This is a genomic window from Afifella sp. H1R, assembly GCF_021462425.1.
GTDB lineage: Bacteria > Pseudomonadota > Alphaproteobacteria > Rhizobiales > Afifellaceae > Afifella > Afifella aestuarii.
In genome coordinates this window covers 867,286-883,053 of record NZ_JAKEDY010000001.1, presented here as the reverse complement: position 1 = coordinate 883,053, position 15,768 = coordinate 867,286, and the positions used below count along the sequence as shown (strand labels likewise).

Below are 15,768 nucleotides of genomic sequence, written 5' to 3'. Positions count from 1 at the left end.
CGATCTGAATGGAGAACTGCCGCGCTTCCGGGCGCGGCAGCCTTTGTGCTTCGCGCTCGACCTAGATGGTGGCGACATAGCGCTGTCTGACGGCTTCACGAATGCGCTGGCGGCTCTCGCGGGGCGTGAGTGCGCGCTCGAATGAAATGGCCTCGCATTCTCTCGCCAAGGCCTCGTCTTTGATGACATGGCGGAACCAGGCCGAATAATCGCCTGCCCGCAAATGATATTCCCAGGTCTCGTCGTCGATCTGGTCCGCAAGCTCCAGGAAGCTCGACAGGTTGTGGGCGCGCAGGAAGACGCTGCCCTTCGGTCCGCGAAAATAGAAACTGTGTTCCGGGCCGACATCGCCGACCGCGTATTTTCCGGAATGGCGGTGATGGAGTTGCTGCGGCAGATCGATTTTTACCCGCCGTGGCGTGGGCTCTCCGACGAACCAACAAAGCGCTTCGTTTTCGGCGCAGGCCCCGGGAGGGGAGACATCGTGGCCCTGGATGGAGGCGGTGACCTCGATCACTTCAGGAGCGGTCCTGCCGAAAGCGAGGATCGTTTCCGCCGTCGCCACGGCCTGACGCGCGAGCGAACGCGGGCTGACCGTGATCATGACGACGGCCGGGATATTCTCCGGGAGCTTATGCACATTCTCATGCCCCGCCGGCAGGATGTGATGGGCTTCGTCGATGATCAACCAATGTGGACGTCCCGTCCGACGACGCAGCTCCGTGATCGACGGCAGCAAATCCGCAAAAAGCTGCCTGCGTTCCGCAAGAGACAGAGCGACTGCGTTAACGACGACGTTGAGGTCGGCGGCGTGCAAGAGGCGCAGTGCTTCTCCAGGCAGAGGCGGTTCTGTGAGGCTGCCGATCTGGACGGCATGGGCCAGATCCTCGTAATCCCCCTCGGGATCGATGACGCAAAACTCCAGGCCTCTGTCGACCATCCGCTCGGTCAGGAGTTTCGCAAAGCGTGACTTCCCGATCCCGGAATCGCCGCCGATCAAAACCCGCGTATCGGGTTCGAGGTAGATGTCGTTGCCATCCTCGTCATGGCCAATTTTGAGGCCGCGCCGGGCGGGTGGCAGGATCCGTGCATCCTCGCGAAGGATTGCGTCGATGAGTTCAACCACTCCTGCGCCGTGATCGCGCCTCAGGCAAATATCGGCCGCGTTCCGAAGCGCAGGCAAAGCGTTCGCAACGGCAGCCGAACAGCCGCAGGCGCCGAGAAAGGCGTGATCGTTTTCCGCATCGCCCACCGCGACCACGTTGGGTGCTGAGATGTCGAGATGTCGGAGGGCGGCCCTGAGCCCCGAAGCCTTGTTCACGCCGGGCGGCAAAACCATCACCGCACCCTTGTTGAACGTGATCTGGAGCTCCAGCCCCAGCTCGTGGATGGCTGCAAGAACCTCTCGTTCGTGTGGCTCCCAGGTTGCAAGGACCGCACGGCCGATGGAAAGCGGTCCGACCTGGCGGTCGAGCAGCCTTTCGACGAGAGCGTGCGGGGGCGGCGCTGCCAGCGTCGTCTCCGTTCCATCACCGGGATCGTAGAGAACGGCACCGTTTTCGGCGACGATCAGGTCGAAGAGTGCGAATTCGGCAAACGCGGCTTTGAGCGGCACCAGCTCGCGCCCCGTCACGAGGATGAGGCGGCGGCCGCTCTCCTTCAGCCGCCGAAGCGCCTCGCACGTCTCGGGAGCGACGAAGCCGTCATGGGCAAGCGTGCCGTCATAGTCGGTCGCAAGGGCCAGGAAGTGCATGCACCGTCTCCCTGCCTGTCGGCGCTTGGCCCAAGGAACCAATGCCGGTGGTGCATCATAAGGCCCGGAGCGGATTTCGCCAGACCGCGACTTGTCTCGGAGCGGCCCATCACAAACCATTTCTGTTCGGCGCCGCTTTGATCCGGGATGGGCTTTCTTCTGCCGGCCTCCTTCGTGCTATGGCCGGTTCGGCGGAACCCTTCGTCCGGTGGGTCGACCGCGATCTCAAGACAAGGGCGCTACAGGGGCGCCACGAGGGCGTTGAGGAGGGACAGAGATGGAAGCTCCGCTTATAGCTTTGACGGGAGCCTCCGGCTTTGTCGGCCGTCACCTTCTCGAGGATCTTCGTGCGCATGGGTTTCGTGTGCGGGTGCTCCTGCGTCGTCCCATCGATCAGATGCTAACGGCCGATTCCGCCTTGATCGGCGACCTTGCGCAGCCCTCAAACCTGTCGCGCGCACTCGAAGGCGTCGATGCGATCGTTCACTCGGCCGGTATCGCGCATGCCGCGTCCGGATTGCCGGAGGTGGATTATCGCACCATCAACACGGACGCGACCTTGAGGTTGGCGGAAGCCGGAGCGCGGGCAGGGGCGAAACGGTTCGTGTTCCTGTCATCGGTGCGAGCTCAGAGCGGTCCCTCGGCGGAAGGCGTTCTCGATGAAAGCCGGCAGCCCGAACCGACGGATGCTTACGGCCGCTCCAAGCTTGCGGCCGAAGAAAGGCTTGCGGGGCTCAGTATCGATTGCGTCAGCTTCCGTCCGGTCCTGGTCTACGGCCCCGGGGTGAAGGGAAATATGGCCGCTCTCTTGCGTCTGGCGAAGAGCCCTTATCCCTTGCCGTTTGCGGGTCTCAAGGCACGACGCTCGTTGCTTGCGGTCGAGAATTTGGCGGACGCCGTGCGCTGGAGCCTCTCCCATCCGATGCGTCTCTCGGGCGCCTATCTCGTCGCCGACGACACGCCGTTGACACTTCCAGAGATGCTCCGGGCGATGCGCTCCGGTCTCGGCCGGCCGCCAAGGCTTTGGCCGGTTCCTGAATTCCTTTTCGGGGCCGGGGCGCGGCTTGCCGGACGGACAGAGATCCTAGAGCGGCTTGCCGGCAATCTGGTGGTCGATTGCGGTGCGCTCAAGCGTCTCGGTTGGCGTCCCCGTGTTGCCAGCGTCGAGGGGCTCGCCAGCCTTGCGCGTTCAAGCGGTGAGACCGAGCACGCCGATAACAGCGCTATTGCGCCGGAAACGTCAGCGTAAAGCGCTTCGGCTCCGCCTCGACGCTCATGCTTCCTCCGATCTGCTTGGCAAGCTGATCCAGTAAGTTCAGACCGGCACCGCCTTCCTTCTGATCGGGGTCTCGGTTGAGCGGCGCGCCATCGTCGGAAACGGAAAGCTGCAGGCAGTTGTCGCCCGCCTCTTTCAGTCGAACCGCAATCGTGCCTGTCTTACGCCGAGCGAGGCCATGCTTCAGTGCATTGATCACCAGCTCGCTGACGACGAGGGCAGCGGTGGCGGCCCGCTGCGGCTTTATGACGGCGGGGTCGAGATCAAGATCCAGCTGAAACCGCGGGTCCGGATCGACGAGAGTGCGGCAGACGGAGGCAACGACCGTATCGAGCCTGTCAGACGCGCCGTCTTTCTCAAGGCCATGCAGATTTCCCAGGGCGGCCACGCGTGCGCTCGCCGTCTCGATGGCTTCTCGCGCTGCCGGTTCGTTCATTTTCCTCATCTGATGGCGCAGGAGACCGACCGTGATCGCGAGGATGTTCTTGGTGCGATGCTCTAGCTCACGGTAGTTCAGTTCGAGTTCCTGACGCTCAGCGTCCGCCTGCCGCGTGCCCTTGTGGAGATGCAGCGTCGTGGCGGTAAAGATTGCGACGCGCTCGAGGATTTTCGCATGTTCTGCGGTAAAGCGCGTCTCCCCGTCATGAGCGATTGCCCAGATTGCGCCCTCCAGCGCCTTTCCATCATATCCGAAGGGGACGATCAGCGTTTCACAGAAAGGCACTTTGGTTGTGAGGTCCGGAAAGACCCGGTGAGGCTGGCGCAACAGAACGGGCTGGCGATTTTCCACGCAGCTCTTGCACGGGGAGACTGCACGCGGCAGGTCGGGAGGAGGGGTTTCCGCGAGTTTTCCGGCAAGACCGACCCAAGAGCATGTCGGTGCTTCGTCGCCGGCGTTGCAGAGGGTGATGCCGCTGCTGCCGGCGTCGCAGAGATCTCGCACCACCTCGGCACAAACCCGAAACACCTCTTCGGGAGCCGCGCCCACGATATCGGCAATCCGGCGCATCGCTGTGGTCTCGTCGAGGTTGCTCGCCCCGGGTTCGCTGCGCTGCCATAGTTCAGAGGTGATCGTGATATCCGAAAGCGTCGGCTGGTGTGCCGATGGGCCGCCGTCTGCCCGCATCTTCTGCGCCTCCCACCAGGACGAAATACCTAGAGGTTACCATAAGCGGCGTTCATTCTCTGAGGTCAAGCCGCGGGCGCGCACCGCGTTTGACTATTTGATAAGGGAGCAAATGATGTGAGGAGGGCTCATCCAACCCGGCTCTTCCATGGGCGGAGCACTCCATGACTGAGCGGCGACAGAAAGAGCATGTCCTCGTCTGCCCGTAAGCTTGCCTGCGACAATTTCGCCGGAAGGCTTGCCCCCACCCTGCGGCCCTGACCTATACCGACGCTGGGAGATCATCCTTTGCGAGCTCAAAAGAGCAAATGTCCGAACGAAAGCTGTCTGACGTTTCGGGCCTCACAGGATGGTTGAGGAGACATCTGCAAGTCAGCGGGATAAACATACACAATGGAAGATTTGTCGTCTTTTTTGGCGAGTGTGAGCTCTTTTGTCTGGGGCCCGGTCATGCTCGTCCTGCTTTTGGGAACGGGCCTTTACCTCACGCTTGGTCTCGGCTTTCTGCCGCAAAGAAAGCTAGGTTACGGCTTCCGGCTCGCGCTTGGCGGGCGCAAGGCTCAACATGGTGACGAAGGCGAGATCACGCCGTTTCAGGCGCTGACAACGGCACTTTCCGCCACGATCGGTACAGGGAATATTGCAGGTGTTGCGACCGCCATCTTCCTTGGCGGTCCTGGCGCCGTTTTCTGGATGTGGCTGACGGCCCTCGTCGGCATGGCGACCAAATATGCCGAGGCGGTGCTGGCCGTCCGCTATCGCGAGAGCGACGAAAACGGCCGCTATGTCGGCGGGCCGATGTATTACATCCGCAACGGGCTCGGGCCGCGCTTTGCCTGGCTCGGCTGGCTCTTCGCGCTTTTTGCGACAATTGCCGCCTTCGGTATCGGCAATACGGTGCAGTCGAATTCCGTGGCGCGTGCGCTCGAGAGCACGATCGGCGTGCCATATGTCGCCACAGGTCTCGTCCTTGCCGTTCTGACGTTCCTCGTCATCATCGGCGGCGTGAAGCGCATCGGCAGCGTGGCGGAGCATCTCGTGCCGCTGATGGCGATCCTTTATGTCGGCGGCGCGCTCGTCATTCTGGCACTCAACATCGCCGACGTGCCGGCGGCTCTTGCGACGATCTTCTCCGATGCGTTCAGCGGGACGGCAGCCGCGGGCGGCTTTGCCGGGGCAGGGGTGCTCGCCGCGATCCGTTTCGGCGTTGCGCGTGGCGTCTTCTCCAACGAGGCCGGTCTCGGTAGCGCGCCGATCGCCCATGCCGCCGCGAAAACGAGCGACCCAGTCCGGCAGGGCAGCATCGCGATGCTCGGCACATTCATCGACACGATCGTGGTCTGCACCATGACAGCTCTCGTCATCATCACGACGGGTGCATGGACGAGCGGCGAGACGGGCGCCGAACTCTCCGCGCTTGCCTTCGACACGGGAATGCCCGGCGGCAGCTGGATCGTCACCTTCGGGCTCGTGGTCTTCGCCTTCACCACCATTCTCGGCTGGAGCTATTATGGCGAAAGGGCCGCAGAGTTCATCTTCGGTTCGAAGATCATCCTGCCGTTCCGCCTTCTCTGGGTGGCCGCGCTCATCGTCGGGGCTGTCGCCGACCTCGGTCTCATCTGGACGGTGGCCGATATCATGAATGCGTTGATGGCAATCCCGAACCTCGTCGCGCTGATCGCGCTCAGTGGCACGGTCTTCGCCATCAGCAGGGCCTACTTCAAGAACGGGCAAAGCTGAGCGCCAGCGGCTCTCTGGGGTTTTCCAAGCGGAAGGCCGGCTGCAGGGTCTGCGGCCGGCCTTTTCATTTGGAGACCTTCGAGCCCTCGCACCGGGGCGACGACCTGTGGTTGCCATCACGGACGTGAGCCATATAGAATTCGCGCATGCGCAAATTTCTCAAAGTGCTGCACACCTTGGCTTCCTGCGGCCTGATCGGCGGGATCGCCTGTTACATGATCCTGCTCATCTTTGCGCCTCAGGAAACGCCGGCCAATTACGCCGACATGCGCCAGGCAATCGCAGCCATCGCCGATTACGTCCTCATTCCCTCCATGGGTGTCGCCATCGTGTCCGGCCTTCTCTCAATGGCCGTCCATCGGCCTTACCAGGACAAAGGCTGGGCATTGCTCAAGCTCGCCATGGGCATCCTCATGTTCAAAGGCGTGCTGACCGTCGTGGGTGGCAAGGCGGATTATGTGGCCGCGGTCTCACGCCGGGTCGCGGACGGTGAACCTGCGGCCGATGTTCTGCAGCAGGCGATCGGGCATGAGTGGGGCGCCCTCATCGTCGTCATGGCGTTGTCGGTCGCGAACGTCATCCTCGGCATCTGGCGTCCAAAACATCTGCGTCCGAAATGGGCCAGACCGGGAGAAAGGCAGCAGGTGACGGGACCTGTTGGCCAGGATCCTGTGGCTGAGAGTGAGCAGAGCCTGCCCGCGGCCTAGGCCGGCTGAGAACAGCCTGCTTTCGGGGCGACAATCCGGTGTGGGAGAAACCTCACACGTGCCAGCCGCAAGAGGAGCGGGCCGGCGACCTGCTGCCGGGTATTTTCGAGTTTATGGCGGGCCAAAGCCGACGAAACAGAGAACTACACCTACGCTATAGACCTACAAAATGGAGGCCATGTGGATATGGCTTCGGAAATGCTCTTCCTGCGGGTAGAGCCCGGCAATGCCCCGGCACTCGTCCCGCGTCAGCAGCCCGGCCATCAGAGCACATCCCTGTGCGTCAAGTTCTCAGCAGAGATCGTCCCAACGGAAAGACCGGATGCGATCCTCGATCATAACGGGCGGGGAATTGCCAACCGGCTGGTTGAAGGTGGCGTTCATAGGTGAGCCTCTTTCTCTAGCAAGGCACGCTTGCGCTCCACCCCCCAGCGATAGCCCGACAGTGAGCCGTCCGTCCTGACCACACGATGACAGGGAATCGCGACGGCAATCTTGTTGGCACCGCAGGCCTGGGCGACGGCACGCACCGCCTTGGGGTCTCCGATCCGCTCAGCGATTTCGGCATAGCTGGCAGTCTGGCCAGCGGGAATTTCTCTCAACGCCTGCCAGACCCTTTGCTGAAAGGCGGTTCCGCGAATGTCGAGCGGCAAGTCGAGCCCGATGCCGGGGGCTTCGACAAACCCCACAACCTGGGCGACCAGCCTTTCAAATACAGCATCGCCGCCGATCAGAGCCGCCTTCGGGAAGCGATCCTGAAGATCGCGCGCCAGCCTATCGGGGTCATCGCCCAGCAGGATCGCGCATACGCCTTTCGCGCTGCAAGCGACGAGAATGGAGCCCAGCGAGCACTCGGCGACGGCGAACTTTATATCCGTGCCGACACCACCGTTCCTGTAGGCGGTGGGCGTCATGCCGAGCATCTGGGACGACTTTTCGTAAAAACGGCTGCCCGAGCCGTATCCGGCGTCATAGATCGCCTGGGTAACCGTGTTGCGCGTCTCAGCCAGCGCATGGCGAACGGACTTCGCTCGATGAGCAGCCCCATATCCTTTCGGTGTAAGACCCGTGATCGCCTTGAACTGGCGATGAAAATGGAAGGGGCTGATCCCGGCAGCGGCAGCCAACTCGTCAAGCGTTGGAAGTTCCTCGGCAATCTCGATCAAACGGCACGCCTCGCTGATGGCTGCCGCGCTTTTTTCGGAAATGGAAACGCCATCGGGATTGCACCGTCTGCACCCGCGGAACCCTGCTGCTTCGGCAGACTGACAGTCTGAAAAGAAGGCGACATTCTCTCTTTTCGGCAGGCGCGACGGGCAGCCCGGCCGACAATAGATGCCGGTTGATGTCACGGCATAGACGAACTTCCCCTGAAACGCCGTATCCCGGCGAGCGACCGCGTCCCAATACCGGTTTTCATCAGCGTGGTCAGAGTGTCTGGTGCCGTTCTGCGTGGCGGGTCGCATGTCCACTCCCCTCGAAAAGTCGTTGCCTTGTCGGCCAGTGCACATGGCCCAGCTCTGCTCGCAACCCGATTTCCGCGGGTTGGTCAGTTTCCTTGGCAGACGGCAGCCCCTCTGAAACCCCGCATCTTGCTTTCAAATTTCGATGACCCGCGTGTTGCCGCCGGCGGTCCGGCCTGTGGCTCTGACAAGGAATGTTTTGACAGCAAGAAGCGGAGTGGCTGGCGGGTCGCTCTCAAATAGGTCGCTGCCACGAACCAAAGCAGAAAAGGTGTTCGAGACATGACTTTACTTGAGGGCAAGGTTGCCGTTGTCACCGGCGCGTCTTCCGGCATCGGGCGGGCCGTTGCGCTGATGTTTGCCGAGCACGGCGCGGCAGTCGTCCTGACGGCGCGACGCCAGGCTCAGCTGGATGAGGTTGCGAACGAGATCCGCAGCAAGGGAGGACGCGCCTATGCGTCTGCGGGAGACATCGGCCTTCCCGAAACCCATGAGCGGATCGTCGCGGAGGCGAGACGCGAATTTGGCGGCCTCGACATCGCCATCAACAATGCCGGCACTGTGGGTCCGGAGAAGCCGCTGGCCGAAATCGCGCCGGAAGACTGGCAGCACACGCTGACCGTGAACCTGACGGCCGCCTACCTGGGCGCGCGCAGCCAGATTCCCGCGATGCTTGAGCGCGGCGGTGGTTCCATCGTGTTCACGTCCAGCTTCGTGGGAACCAGCGTCGGCATTCCCGGCATGGCCGCTTACGGTGCGTCGAAGGCCGGACTGATGGGGTTGGTGAAGGGCATCGCCGCCGACTATGCCGCTCAGGGCATCAGGGCCAACGCTCTTTTGCCGGGCGGTGTGGATACCGAGATGGCAGGCGATCAAAGCCAGAAGGATTGGGCAGCCGGGCTCCATGCCATGAGGCGGATCGCTCAACCCGAGGAGCTCGCGTCTGCGGCACTTTTCCTTGCCAGTTCCATGGCCAGCTTCGTCACCGGATCAGCTCTGTTCGCCGATGGTGGCAACGCTGCCGTGAAGTAGACAAGCGATTGGTCGCGAGTGCGGAGGGGACAGCTCAACAACGCGCATCACAGGCAACCCTCCGCGCATTCTGGCGGGCGCATTCCCATGGCCTTGCGGATCCAGACGCTCGCCGTCGCCGGATACCCACTTCCGGCGCACCTATGCGCTGCGCGTGCTGCCAACAGGACGCCCTTTGGCATTTTGCGGCGATAGGCGCGCCCAGAGGCTGTTTTCGATGATAATTGGCGGTGGGTGTTTGGCGGATGGGGTGGGATTCGAACCCACGGTACGCTCTCGCGCACGCCGGTTTTCAAGACCGGGCGTCTCAGGCCGGTTTCTTTCGGCGGGGCAATGGGTTCGGTGCTGCTGGTGCTGCCTCTCCGGGGATTTTTCCGGGAGTCTCTGCGGAAAATCTGCCGGCGTCTTCCCCGGCTAGCGGTGTGGCGGCTGGCGATGGGATGTCGGCGGTTTCGCCCGGCACGTGGGCAGCCGTCATGGCGGCGCGGAGCTCGTCGACGAGGTAATGCGCATAGCGCTGGGTGGTGGTGACGCGGGTGTGGCCGAGCTGGCCGGCCGCCATTCGGAGATTGCCGGTGGCGCGCAGGATGCGCGTGCCGGCGACATGGCGGAGATCGTGCGGGCGGAGCTCGGGATGGCCGCATCGGCGCACCGCCCGCTTGAACTCGTCGTAGAACGTCTCCGGGCGCAAAGGATAGCGCATGCCGCGGATGATGGCGGGCCTGGCGCCAGAAGCGGCGCGGGTCGATTGCGCGATATAGGTGAACACCGCGTCCGGGTGCCGGCCGATCTCGTTGGCGAGAAGAACGAGCATCGGCTGCGTCAGCGGCAACACCAAAAGGCGCCCGCCGGGCTGGCGGCTCTTTAATCGCGCGGTGACGATGCGCTCGCCGAAATCGACGGCGCGCGGGTCGAGCGGCAGGGCATTCGACAGGCGCAGCCCCGACAGGACGAGCCAGCGCATGGCGGGGCGGAAATCCGGGCGCATGGCAGCGAGGATCTCCGCTTCGAGCGCCGCCGACATGTCGACGACGCGCTCTGCCGGCTCCACGAAGAGATGCTCTCCCCAGGCCGGCAGGTCGATCGCCAGTTTCCAGACGTTCTTCGCCCGCCGCAGGACGCGGCGCAGAAGCTGCACATCGCGGTTGACGTCCGACGGGGAGCGGGGGCGCTCGAAGACGCTGCCGTTGCGGCGGGGGCGGCGCACCGGCTCGCCGCGGCGGCGGGCGACATAGGCGGCCAGAACCTCGTCGTCGATCTCGCCGACGAGCGGCGGCCGGCCGCGATCGCGCAACACCGATGTGAGCCCGCGTTCGAGCGCATCGAGGCGATAAAACGTGACGTCGGACGAGGCGTCGTGCTGGCCCTTTTCCTGCCAGAAACGACCGAAGACGAGATCGATGGCCGATGTGTCCGTCTCGCGACCGGCGGCGATGTCGCGGGCGGCGCGGCGGCGCGCCTCGGCCTCGACCTTTACGGCTTCGCGCCGCGACGTCTGGCGCGTAGAGCCGAAAAAGCGACGACCTCCGAGGCGGAATTCGTAGTGCCAGTAGGGCGATTTCGGCTGCCCGTCGCGGTCCTTGGGTCGATAGACGGACATGCCTCCTCCTGCCGGCGCCGGCGGCGCGCGATAAAGCGCTCCAGATCCGCCATCTGAAACTGCCGGTGCCGGCGTTTCAAGCCCCGGCCTTTTTCAATGTACGTCAGCTCGCCATCGGCGATGTAGCCGCGCAACGTCTTGGCGTCGCAGCCGAGGATTTCGCAGGCCTCCGCGGCGGAGAGAAGTTTCAGATCGTCCCTCATGGCGTCGGGGCTCCGAGGGATGGATCGAACCAGAGCTCGATCGCGGCGAGGGATGTCAGCGCGCAGGCGGCAGCGAGCTGCCAGCGGAGACGGCGGAGATCAGCCATTGTCGGCCTCCGCCAGCACGCGCGAGCTATCGTGCTGGATGGCATCGATCGCATGTCTGACGAGACGGTTGTAGGCGCGCACGCCCCGTCGTTCGTCCTCGTCCATCAGGCCATAGGCGGCACCGCTCTCCTCCGTCAAAATGCCGGTCAGCGCGGCAATGGCGGCTACATCTGCGTTGCGTCGCGCCCCAACATTCCATCTGCGGATTGATGCCTTCTTATCTTCCTCGCCCGGGCCTTCTGCGCCACATGCTTCGCAGCGAACCCAGAACACCTCAGTGTCATGGCATGTGAGATCGTGGGAACCGCAGAATGGACACGGCGCCATGTCTTCTGCTGAGCAATCGACGGATTGCGTTTCCGGTGCAGCGCCCGGCAGGAGCGCCGCTGCCGGCACGTTGAGAGCCTCGGCGAGCGCGACGAGCTGCGCCGCCGCGATGCGGTTCGTGCCCTTTTCGTATTTCTGGATCTGCTGGAAGGAGACGCCGAGGGCCTCGCCGATGGCGCTTTGCGACAGGCCGGCGCGGCGGCGAGCCTCGCGGAGCGCCGCGCCGATGGCGCAATCCGTGTCGGTCTGAATGATCTTAGGCATCGGATGTCTCCTGCGTCGTGCTTGCGACGGCGCTTTCCGGGCGTGGCCTCCAATGGGTCGGCTGGACGGAGGCGGTTTCGTCCTCGTTTGCCTCCCAGCAGACACCGTCCGTCCAGCTCTTGGGCGGCTCCTGGTCCTCGACCATCACCCATGAGCAGCAGGGGCGTTCGTGTTCGTCGAGAAATCCATCCATCCAGGCGATGATGTTGTCCTCGCCATGGCCCGGGATCCGCGCCTGGATTGGCGTGCCGTCGCACGGCGCGGTTTCGATCGGGCGCCAGTCCGCCTCGGTGGCGGTCTTTCCGCCCTTGACATTCTTCTCAGCCATGGCTCCCTCCGAGGCTCTTGCGAAATTCCAGGATGATCTCTGCCTCCATGCGGTCGAGCGGGTCGGCCGGGTCGAGGCCGCGGCGCAGGCAGAGCCGCGTCACCGGATCGGCGAGGCGGGTGAGACTGTCGATGGAGATGATTTTGGACATCACTTTTCCCTCGTCAGAACGGTGTGTTTTGGGGCTGGATGCAGCGGCTGCGCGCGGCCTTCGCCGCCGCAATGCGGACAGGTGGGCATCACGCGCCTCCCTGGAACAGATCGGCCGGGCCGAGAAAGCCGAGCATGAGAAGAAACATCGCCGTCAGGCAGAGGCCGATGAGGGCGAGGGTGAGTGCGTCTTCCAGCACCCAGAGAATCCGGGTCATCGCCATGCCCTCCGCAGATGGGTGAGCCCGCGCGCGAGAATCGGGCCGAGCTGGCGGATGAGCGGCGCCGTCGCCGCCATGCGGGTGATCGAAAGCACGAAGCTGCCGGGCGCGGCTTGTGTCGTCGTGGCGGCCTCGGCTTTGCGGCGGTCGAGCGCGGCCTGCATTTCGGAGGCGCGCAGCTGGGCCGCGGCGTAATCGGCGGGCTGGCCGAAACTCTTGAGATAGGCGGCGAGCGTCGTGCGGTCGTGGCCGGCCTCATCAATCGAACGCATCCAGGTCTCGGCGCCGGAAATGGCGGCGACCTGATCGCCGATTTCGAGCGCGTTCCAGGCGGTGCAGACCTCGAACCAGATCCCGGTCGGGAAACCCCGGCGGGACCAGAGCTTTTCGAGATGCATCAGCGCTTTGTCGCCAAGGTCCGAAGAAAACGGGCGCTCCCTCAGATGCTGCTTGATGCGAGTCTGGAGAATGCCGGCCAGCTCGGCGGCCGTGTCGACATGCAGCCGAAGATTCGTCAGGCCGCGGCGTCTGTCGACGAAAGACACGACGAGCGTCTCCGTCGCCGGGTCGATCTCGCCAGCGCGCTGCACATGCACCTTGAGGGCCAGCTTGTCGGGGTATTGCGGCATTGCTCCCTCCCTCAGAAACAGATTCCATCGTCGTCCTCGTCGCACGCGTCATCCTCCGGCTCGGGGGCTGGGATCGCGGCGCGATAGGGGGAGACGTATGGCCGGTTGGCGCGCAGAACGGAGGCCTCGTCGGAGAGGGTCAGCGAGAAAATCGAGGCGCCGCCGTAATAATGCGTGGTCCAGCCGGTGACGGTTTCGCTGTCGGCCTTGCCATAAACCGCATTGACCTTCGGGACGTCGATGCGCAGCATCTTGGTGCCGAAGCGCTCTTCCTCGCGGATTTTGCCGGCATGGCGGCGGTGGCCGAAAATTTCGACGATCGCCCAGTCGAAGCCCTCGGCCTCGTCCGCATCCCCGACGTCCTGTTCCGCGGCGGTCCCATCGTTCAGATTGATGTCGAGAGACGTGTCCAGTTCGCTCATGGCTGAAATCTCGCTTTCGTGTCTTTTGTGCTAAAGTCCGGCCTCGTCGCGCTCCAGCCACGGACCGAAGGGGGAGTTTCGTGCGTGATGATGCCAAGACCGGGGATCATGGGCCCGGCGATGACAGGCCCGGGGATGCGCCGGCGCGCAGCCTTGCGGAGATCGACCGGGATCTGCGCGTCCTGGCGCGCAATGCCGAGGAGCATCTGCCCGACATGTCGGAGCGGCTGCGCGTTCTGGAGCTGGCGCATGCCGACCTCGCGGCGCGGCTCCTGCGGCTTGCTGTCGGGCTCTCCGCCCGGTCCTCCGATGACGATGTCGCGCGCCATCTCAGAGCCCACAGGGACCGGATTGCGGAGGCGGTGCGGGCCGAGCGCGTTCTGGCGGATGATCCGCCGCTTCTGTGCGAGGATCTCGATGCTCTGTGTCGGCGTCTGAGCCGGTCGCAAGATCTCTGACGGCGCCTTTCATCAACCACAGGCGCTTGCGCAGGTAATGCGCCAGCGTGAAATAGCCGAGATGCCGCGACCTGCGGCAGGCGGCGAGCGTCGGCGCCGAGCCGAGGAGCGCGGCGGCCTTTTCCTTGGCCGTCAGTCCGTCCCATTCCTCGCGCACGAGCGACGGGACGGACGGGGTCATGATGTCCTCGTGCTTGGCCCAGGACCGCACAAGCGCCTCGAAGGCCGCGTCTTCGAAGGAGGCTGGCGGCTCTGATGCTGCGGCGGCGGGCGCCGCCTGGCGCGCGCTCATGACCGCATCTCCCGGTCGAGGTCGTCGATCTCGGCGAGCGTCGTCAGCGCCAGGAGGCGGGCGGCGTTGTCGGCGGGATCGTCGATCAGGCGGCGGGTGTAGCCGGCGAGGCGCTCATGCGGCGCCTGGAGCACGACGGCGCGCACGACTTCGATGCGGCTGGTATCGGGGCTGATGGCGGGGACGAACATCGTTCTCTCCTGCGTTGTGTGCAGGAGGACATAATATGCATAACGCATACCGCCAGGCAAGACAGAAACGTGCGTAATGCATATTTTGCCTCGACGGCTTGGAGCGCTCTATCTAGGATGCAAAGGAATGATGCAGGATCAGGCGGCGAGAATGCCTGGGGCAGCGAGGGCAGTGCATGGATATCGAGAACGCAAAGTTCGCCGTCACCGACACGCATATGCGCACGTCATCGCTGGTGGGTCTGACGAAGTTCAACGATCAGCAGGCGATGAGCCTGCTGCAATTGTATGTGACCGTGGGGCTCGCCGCTCTCGCCGGGGCCCTGGCGACTGCGGATGACGGGTCGCGGCTTTTCGGCTGGCCTGCGACGGTGGGGCTGGGCGTCTTCGCCGTCGCTGTTTTTTCTGGTGCGGTCTTGAGCCATCTTTCGATGAAGCCGTGCCGGGACGTTCCGTTTGCAGGAGGTGGCGCCGATTGGTGGTTATGGGCGCTGCGCGATGGCGCGGTGGACATGGAGAGTGCTCTTCTCGACGCGCTCGAGCGAGCAAACGAGAAGCAACAAAAGTTTTTGGAGTTTCAAAGGACGAGCGCCAAGCGGCTCACGCGCGCCCGCCAAAGCGCGCTCATCGGGCTCGCTGGTGGCGCTATCGCGGGTGTCCTGACCGCGATCGGCGGGGCTTGCCTTTAGCTATCGGTGGGCTTTTTAACCTCGCCCTTGGTGCCGTGCCACTCGCCCGGGCTGGGGATGGGTTTCGGTGGGAGTGGCGGCGGTGGGGGCGCTTTGTCTTTGTCACTTTCGCTCATGGCTTACTCTCTCATCGCTTTTCACATGTCGATCATGGACCGGCGCACCCGCCCGATGACCTTCGGGTCGTTGTCGAAAAAGATCGGCTCGTGCTCGGTGTTGACGGATACGGCCTCGAAGCGCTTTGGCGGGCCCGGGCGATATCTCTTGTAGGTCGCGTTTCCTTCACCGTCGTCGATGACGTAGAGCGCGTTCGGCACCAGCTGATGGTCGTTGCGATTGACGAAAATGATGCTCTCGGGCGGTGAGATGCGATCCATGGAATCGCCCTCCACGCGAAGGGCGATCCAATCGCCTCGGGGAAGGCCGGCGCCGTCGACGGTCCCGAGCGTGTCGTCGGCGACGTCATCTCGCATCATCTGGCCGGCGCTCACCCATGAAAGCAGCGGGACGGTCTGATCCAGCCTCGGGCCGCCTTCGCCGGTCAGTAACCATCCTTCGCTGACGCGAAAGGCCTTGGCGTATTTCGACGCGGCGCGCGTGATGCCGCGGATTCCCTGTTCGTGCTGAATGTAAGTTTCATAGACCCAGCCGAAGCGGCGCGCGGCGTCCTTTGCGGTCGCCAGGCCGCGCGCTTCGCGCGCTTGCTGCAAGCGCTTTGCGTAGTCGGGACGGTCATCAATCAGCATCTGTGCAAAATGCACCTTAGCGATATGCATTTCGACTTGACCG

Annotated in this window: 18 protein-coding genes and 1 pseudogene; 6 read left to right on the top strand and 13 right to left on the bottom strand. The window is 63.7% G+C overall.

Going from position 1 to position 15,768, the window contains the following annotated elements; genetic code table 11:
- Positions 1–61: 61 nt before the first annotated feature.
- The gene (locus tag L0F51_RS04175; RefSeq protein ID WP_234628079.1) at positions 62–1,753 is read right to left on the bottom strand and encodes an HAD-IIB family hydrolase; all 1,692 of its coding nucleotides are present in this window, start codon (positions 1,751–1,753) and stop codon (positions 62–64) included.
- A gap of 277 nt (positions 1,754–2,030) precedes the next feature.
- On the opposite strand from L0F51_RS04175, the gene L0F51_RS04170 reads away from it, so the two are divergent.
- A complete protein-coding gene (locus tag L0F51_RS04170) occupies positions 2,031–3,002 on the top strand; it encodes an NAD-dependent epimerase/dehydratase family protein (protein ID WP_234628078.1) in 972 nt (323 codons plus the stop codon).
- Here the strand turns inward: L0F51_RS04170 and L0F51_RS04165 are convergent.
- A complete protein-coding gene (locus L0F51_RS04165) occupies positions 2,977–4,155 on the bottom strand; it encodes an ATP-binding protein (protein ID WP_234628077.1) in 1,179 nt (392 codons plus the stop codon). The two genes, L0F51_RS04170 and L0F51_RS04165, sit on opposite strands and share 26 nt — an antisense overlap.
- Before the next feature lie 423 nt (positions 4,156–4,578).
- Between L0F51_RS04165 and L0F51_RS04160 the strand changes: the two genes are divergently transcribed.
- Together L0F51_RS04160 and L0F51_RS04155 are read left to right on the top strand one after the other, a co-directional pair.
- Complete coding sequence (locus L0F51_RS04160) at positions 4,579–5,895, top strand: alanine/glycine:cation symporter family protein (RefSeq protein WP_370642304.1); 1,317 nt, start codon at positions 4,579–4,581, stop codon at positions 5,893–5,895.
- 146 nt (positions 5,896–6,041) lie between these two features.
- A complete protein-coding gene (locus tag L0F51_RS04155) occupies positions 6,042–6,602 on the top strand; it encodes a DUF2269 family protein (protein WP_234628075.1) in 561 nt (186 codons plus the stop codon).
- Positions 6,603–6,982: 380 nt separating this feature from the next.
- On the opposite strand, the gene ada is transcribed toward L0F51_RS04155, so the two are convergent.
- Positions 6,983–8,068: a bifunctional DNA-binding transcriptional regulator/O6-methylguanine-DNA methyltransferase Ada gene (ada, locus tag L0F51_RS04150; RefSeq protein ID WP_234628074.1), complete on the bottom strand. Its 1,086-nt coding sequence runs from the start codon at positions 8,066–8,068 to the stop codon at positions 6,983–6,985.
- A 279-nt stretch (positions 8,069–8,347) separates the two neighbouring features.
- On the opposite strand from ada, the gene L0F51_RS04145 reads away from it, so the two are divergent.
- The gene (locus tag L0F51_RS04145; RefSeq protein ID WP_234628073.1) at positions 8,348–9,097 is read left to right on the top strand and encodes an SDR family oxidoreductase; all 750 of its coding nucleotides are present in this window, start codon (positions 8,348–8,350) and stop codon (positions 9,095–9,097) included.
- A gap of 307 nt (positions 9,098–9,404) precedes the next feature.
- On the opposite strand, the gene L0F51_RS04140 is transcribed toward L0F51_RS04145, so the two are convergent.
- From L0F51_RS04140 to L0F51_RS04115, 8 genes and pseudogenes are all read right to left on the bottom strand, one after another.
- Positions 9,405–10,697, bottom strand: coding sequence for a tyrosine-type recombinase/integrase (locus L0F51_RS04140; protein ID WP_234628072.1), 1,293 nt, complete (start codon positions 10,695–10,697; stop codon positions 9,405–9,407).
- A 29-nt stretch (positions 10,698–10,726) separates the two neighbouring features.
- Positions 10,727–10,900: pseudogene (locus L0F51_RS20110) on the bottom strand (helix-turn-helix domain-containing protein); the annotation flags it as partial.
- 99 nt (positions 10,901–10,999) lie between these two features.
- Positions 11,000–11,599, bottom strand: coding sequence for a Lar family restriction alleviation protein (locus tag L0F51_RS04135; protein ID WP_234628071.1), 600 nt, complete (start codon positions 11,597–11,599; stop codon positions 11,000–11,002).
- Positions 11,592–11,927, bottom strand: coding sequence for a hypothetical protein (locus L0F51_RS04130; RefSeq protein WP_234628070.1), 336 nt, complete (start codon positions 11,925–11,927; stop codon positions 11,592–11,594). Before L0F51_RS04130 ends, L0F51_RS04135 begins: the two co-directional genes overlap by 8 nt.
- A complete protein-coding gene (locus L0F51_RS04125) occupies positions 11,920–12,078 on the bottom strand; it encodes a hypothetical protein (protein WP_234628069.1) in 159 nt (52 codons plus the stop codon). Before L0F51_RS04125 ends, L0F51_RS04130 begins: the two co-directional genes overlap by 8 nt.
- 88 nt (positions 12,079–12,166) lie before the next feature.
- Positions 12,167–12,295 carry a hypothetical protein gene (locus tag L0F51_RS19910; protein WP_255701277.1) on the bottom strand — a complete coding sequence of 43 codons (129 nt, stop codon included), beginning with the start codon at positions 12,293–12,295 and terminating at the stop codon, positions 12,167–12,169.
- A complete protein-coding gene (locus L0F51_RS04120; protein ID WP_234628068.1) occupies positions 12,292–12,927 on the bottom strand; it encodes a hypothetical protein in 636 nt (211 codons plus the stop codon). The genes L0F51_RS19910 and L0F51_RS04120 overlap by 4 nt, the downstream gene beginning before the upstream one ends.
- Before the next feature lie 11 nt (positions 12,928–12,938).
- Positions 12,939–13,349, bottom strand: coding sequence for a hypothetical protein (locus tag L0F51_RS04115; RefSeq protein WP_234628067.1), 411 nt, complete (start codon positions 13,347–13,349; stop codon positions 12,939–12,941).
- Between the two features lie 80 nt (positions 13,350–13,429).
- Here L0F51_RS04115 and L0F51_RS04110 point away from each other — a divergent pair, with 80 nt between their 5' ends.
- Complete coding sequence (locus L0F51_RS04110) at positions 13,430–13,807, top strand: hypothetical protein (RefSeq protein WP_234628066.1); 378 nt, start codon at positions 13,430–13,432, stop codon at positions 13,805–13,807.
- Between the two features lie 288 nt (positions 13,808–14,095).
- Here the strand turns inward: L0F51_RS04110 and L0F51_RS04105 are convergent, their stop codons facing one another.
- Positions 14,096–14,290, bottom strand: a complete 195-nt coding sequence (locus L0F51_RS04105) for a hypothetical protein (protein ID WP_234628065.1) — start codon at positions 14,288–14,290, stop codon at positions 14,096–14,098.
- 176 nt (positions 14,291–14,466) lie between these two features.
- On the opposite strand from L0F51_RS04105, the gene L0F51_RS04100 reads away from it, so the two are divergent.
- The gene (locus L0F51_RS04100) at positions 14,467–14,979 is read left to right on the top strand and encodes a hypothetical protein (RefSeq protein ID WP_234628064.1); all 513 of its coding nucleotides are present in this window, start codon (positions 14,467–14,469) and stop codon (positions 14,977–14,979) included.
- 137 nt (positions 14,980–15,116) lie between these two features.
- Here the strand turns inward: L0F51_RS04100 and L0F51_RS04095 are convergent, their stop codons facing one another.
- Positions 15,117–15,725: a LexA family transcriptional regulator gene (locus L0F51_RS04095; protein WP_234628063.1), complete on the bottom strand. Its 609-nt coding sequence runs from the start codon at positions 15,723–15,725 to the stop codon at positions 15,117–15,119.
- Positions 15,726–15,768: the final 43 nt, after the last annotated feature.

What these genes read in the sequence shown, in the direction of transcription:
- L0F51_RS04175 (WP_234628079.1), bottom strand. Translation starts at nt 1,753, where the DNA reads ATGCACTTCCTGGCCCTTGCGACCGACTATGACGGCACGCTTGCCCAT.
- L0F51_RS04170 (WP_234628078.1), top strand. Translation starts at nt 2,031, where the DNA reads ATGGAAGCTCCGCTTATAGCTTTGACGGGAGCCTCCGGCTTTGTCGGC.
- L0F51_RS04165 (WP_234628077.1), bottom strand. Translation starts at nt 4,155, where the DNA reads ATGCGGGCAGACGGCGGCCCATCGGCACACCAGCCGACGCTTTCGGAT.
- L0F51_RS04155 (WP_234628075.1), top strand. Translation starts at nt 6,042, where the DNA reads ATGCGCAAATTTCTCAAAGTGCTGCACACCTTGGCTTCCTGCGGCCTG.
- ada (WP_234628074.1), bottom strand. Translation starts at nt 8,068, where the DNA reads ATGCGACCCGCCACGCAGAACGGCACCAGACACTCTGACCACGCTGAT.
- L0F51_RS04145 (WP_234628073.1), top strand. Translation starts at nt 8,348, where the DNA reads ATGACTTTACTTGAGGGCAAGGTTGCCGTTGTCACCGGCGCGTCTTCC.
- L0F51_RS04140 (WP_234628072.1), bottom strand. Translation starts at nt 10,697, where the DNA reads ATGTCCGTCTATCGACCCAAGGACCGCGACGGGCAGCCGAAATCGCCC.
- L0F51_RS04135 (WP_234628071.1), bottom strand. Translation starts at nt 11,599, where the DNA reads ATGCCTAAGATCATTCAGACCGACACGGATTGCGCCATCGGCGCGGCG.
- L0F51_RS04130 (WP_234628070.1), bottom strand. Translation starts at nt 11,927, where the DNA reads ATGGCTGAGAAGAATGTCAAGGGCGGAAAGACCGCCACCGAGGCGGAC.
- L0F51_RS04125 (WP_234628069.1), bottom strand. Translation starts at nt 12,078, where the DNA reads ATGTCCAAAATCATCTCCATCGACAGTCTCACCCGCCTCGCCGATCCG.
- L0F51_RS19910 (WP_255701277.1), bottom strand. Translation starts at nt 12,295, where the DNA reads ATGACCCGGATTCTCTGGGTGCTGGAAGACGCACTCACCCTCGCCCTC.
- L0F51_RS04120 (WP_234628068.1), bottom strand. Translation starts at nt 12,927, where the DNA reads ATGCCGCAATACCCCGACAAGCTGGCCCTCAAGGTGCATGTGCAGCGC.
- L0F51_RS04115 (WP_234628067.1), bottom strand. Translation starts at nt 13,349, where the DNA reads ATGAGCGAACTGGACACGTCTCTCGACATCAATCTGAACGATGGGACC.
- L0F51_RS04105 (WP_234628065.1), bottom strand. Translation starts at nt 14,290, where the DNA reads ATGTTCGTCCCCGCCATCAGCCCCGATACCAGCCGCATCGAAGTCGTG.
- L0F51_RS04100 (WP_234628064.1), top strand. Translation starts at nt 14,467, where the DNA reads ATGGATATCGAGAACGCAAAGTTCGCCGTCACCGACACGCATATGCGC.
- L0F51_RS04095 (WP_234628063.1), bottom strand. Translation starts at nt 15,725, where the DNA reads ATGCTGATTGATGACCGTCCCGACTACGCAAAGCGCTTGCAGCAAGCG.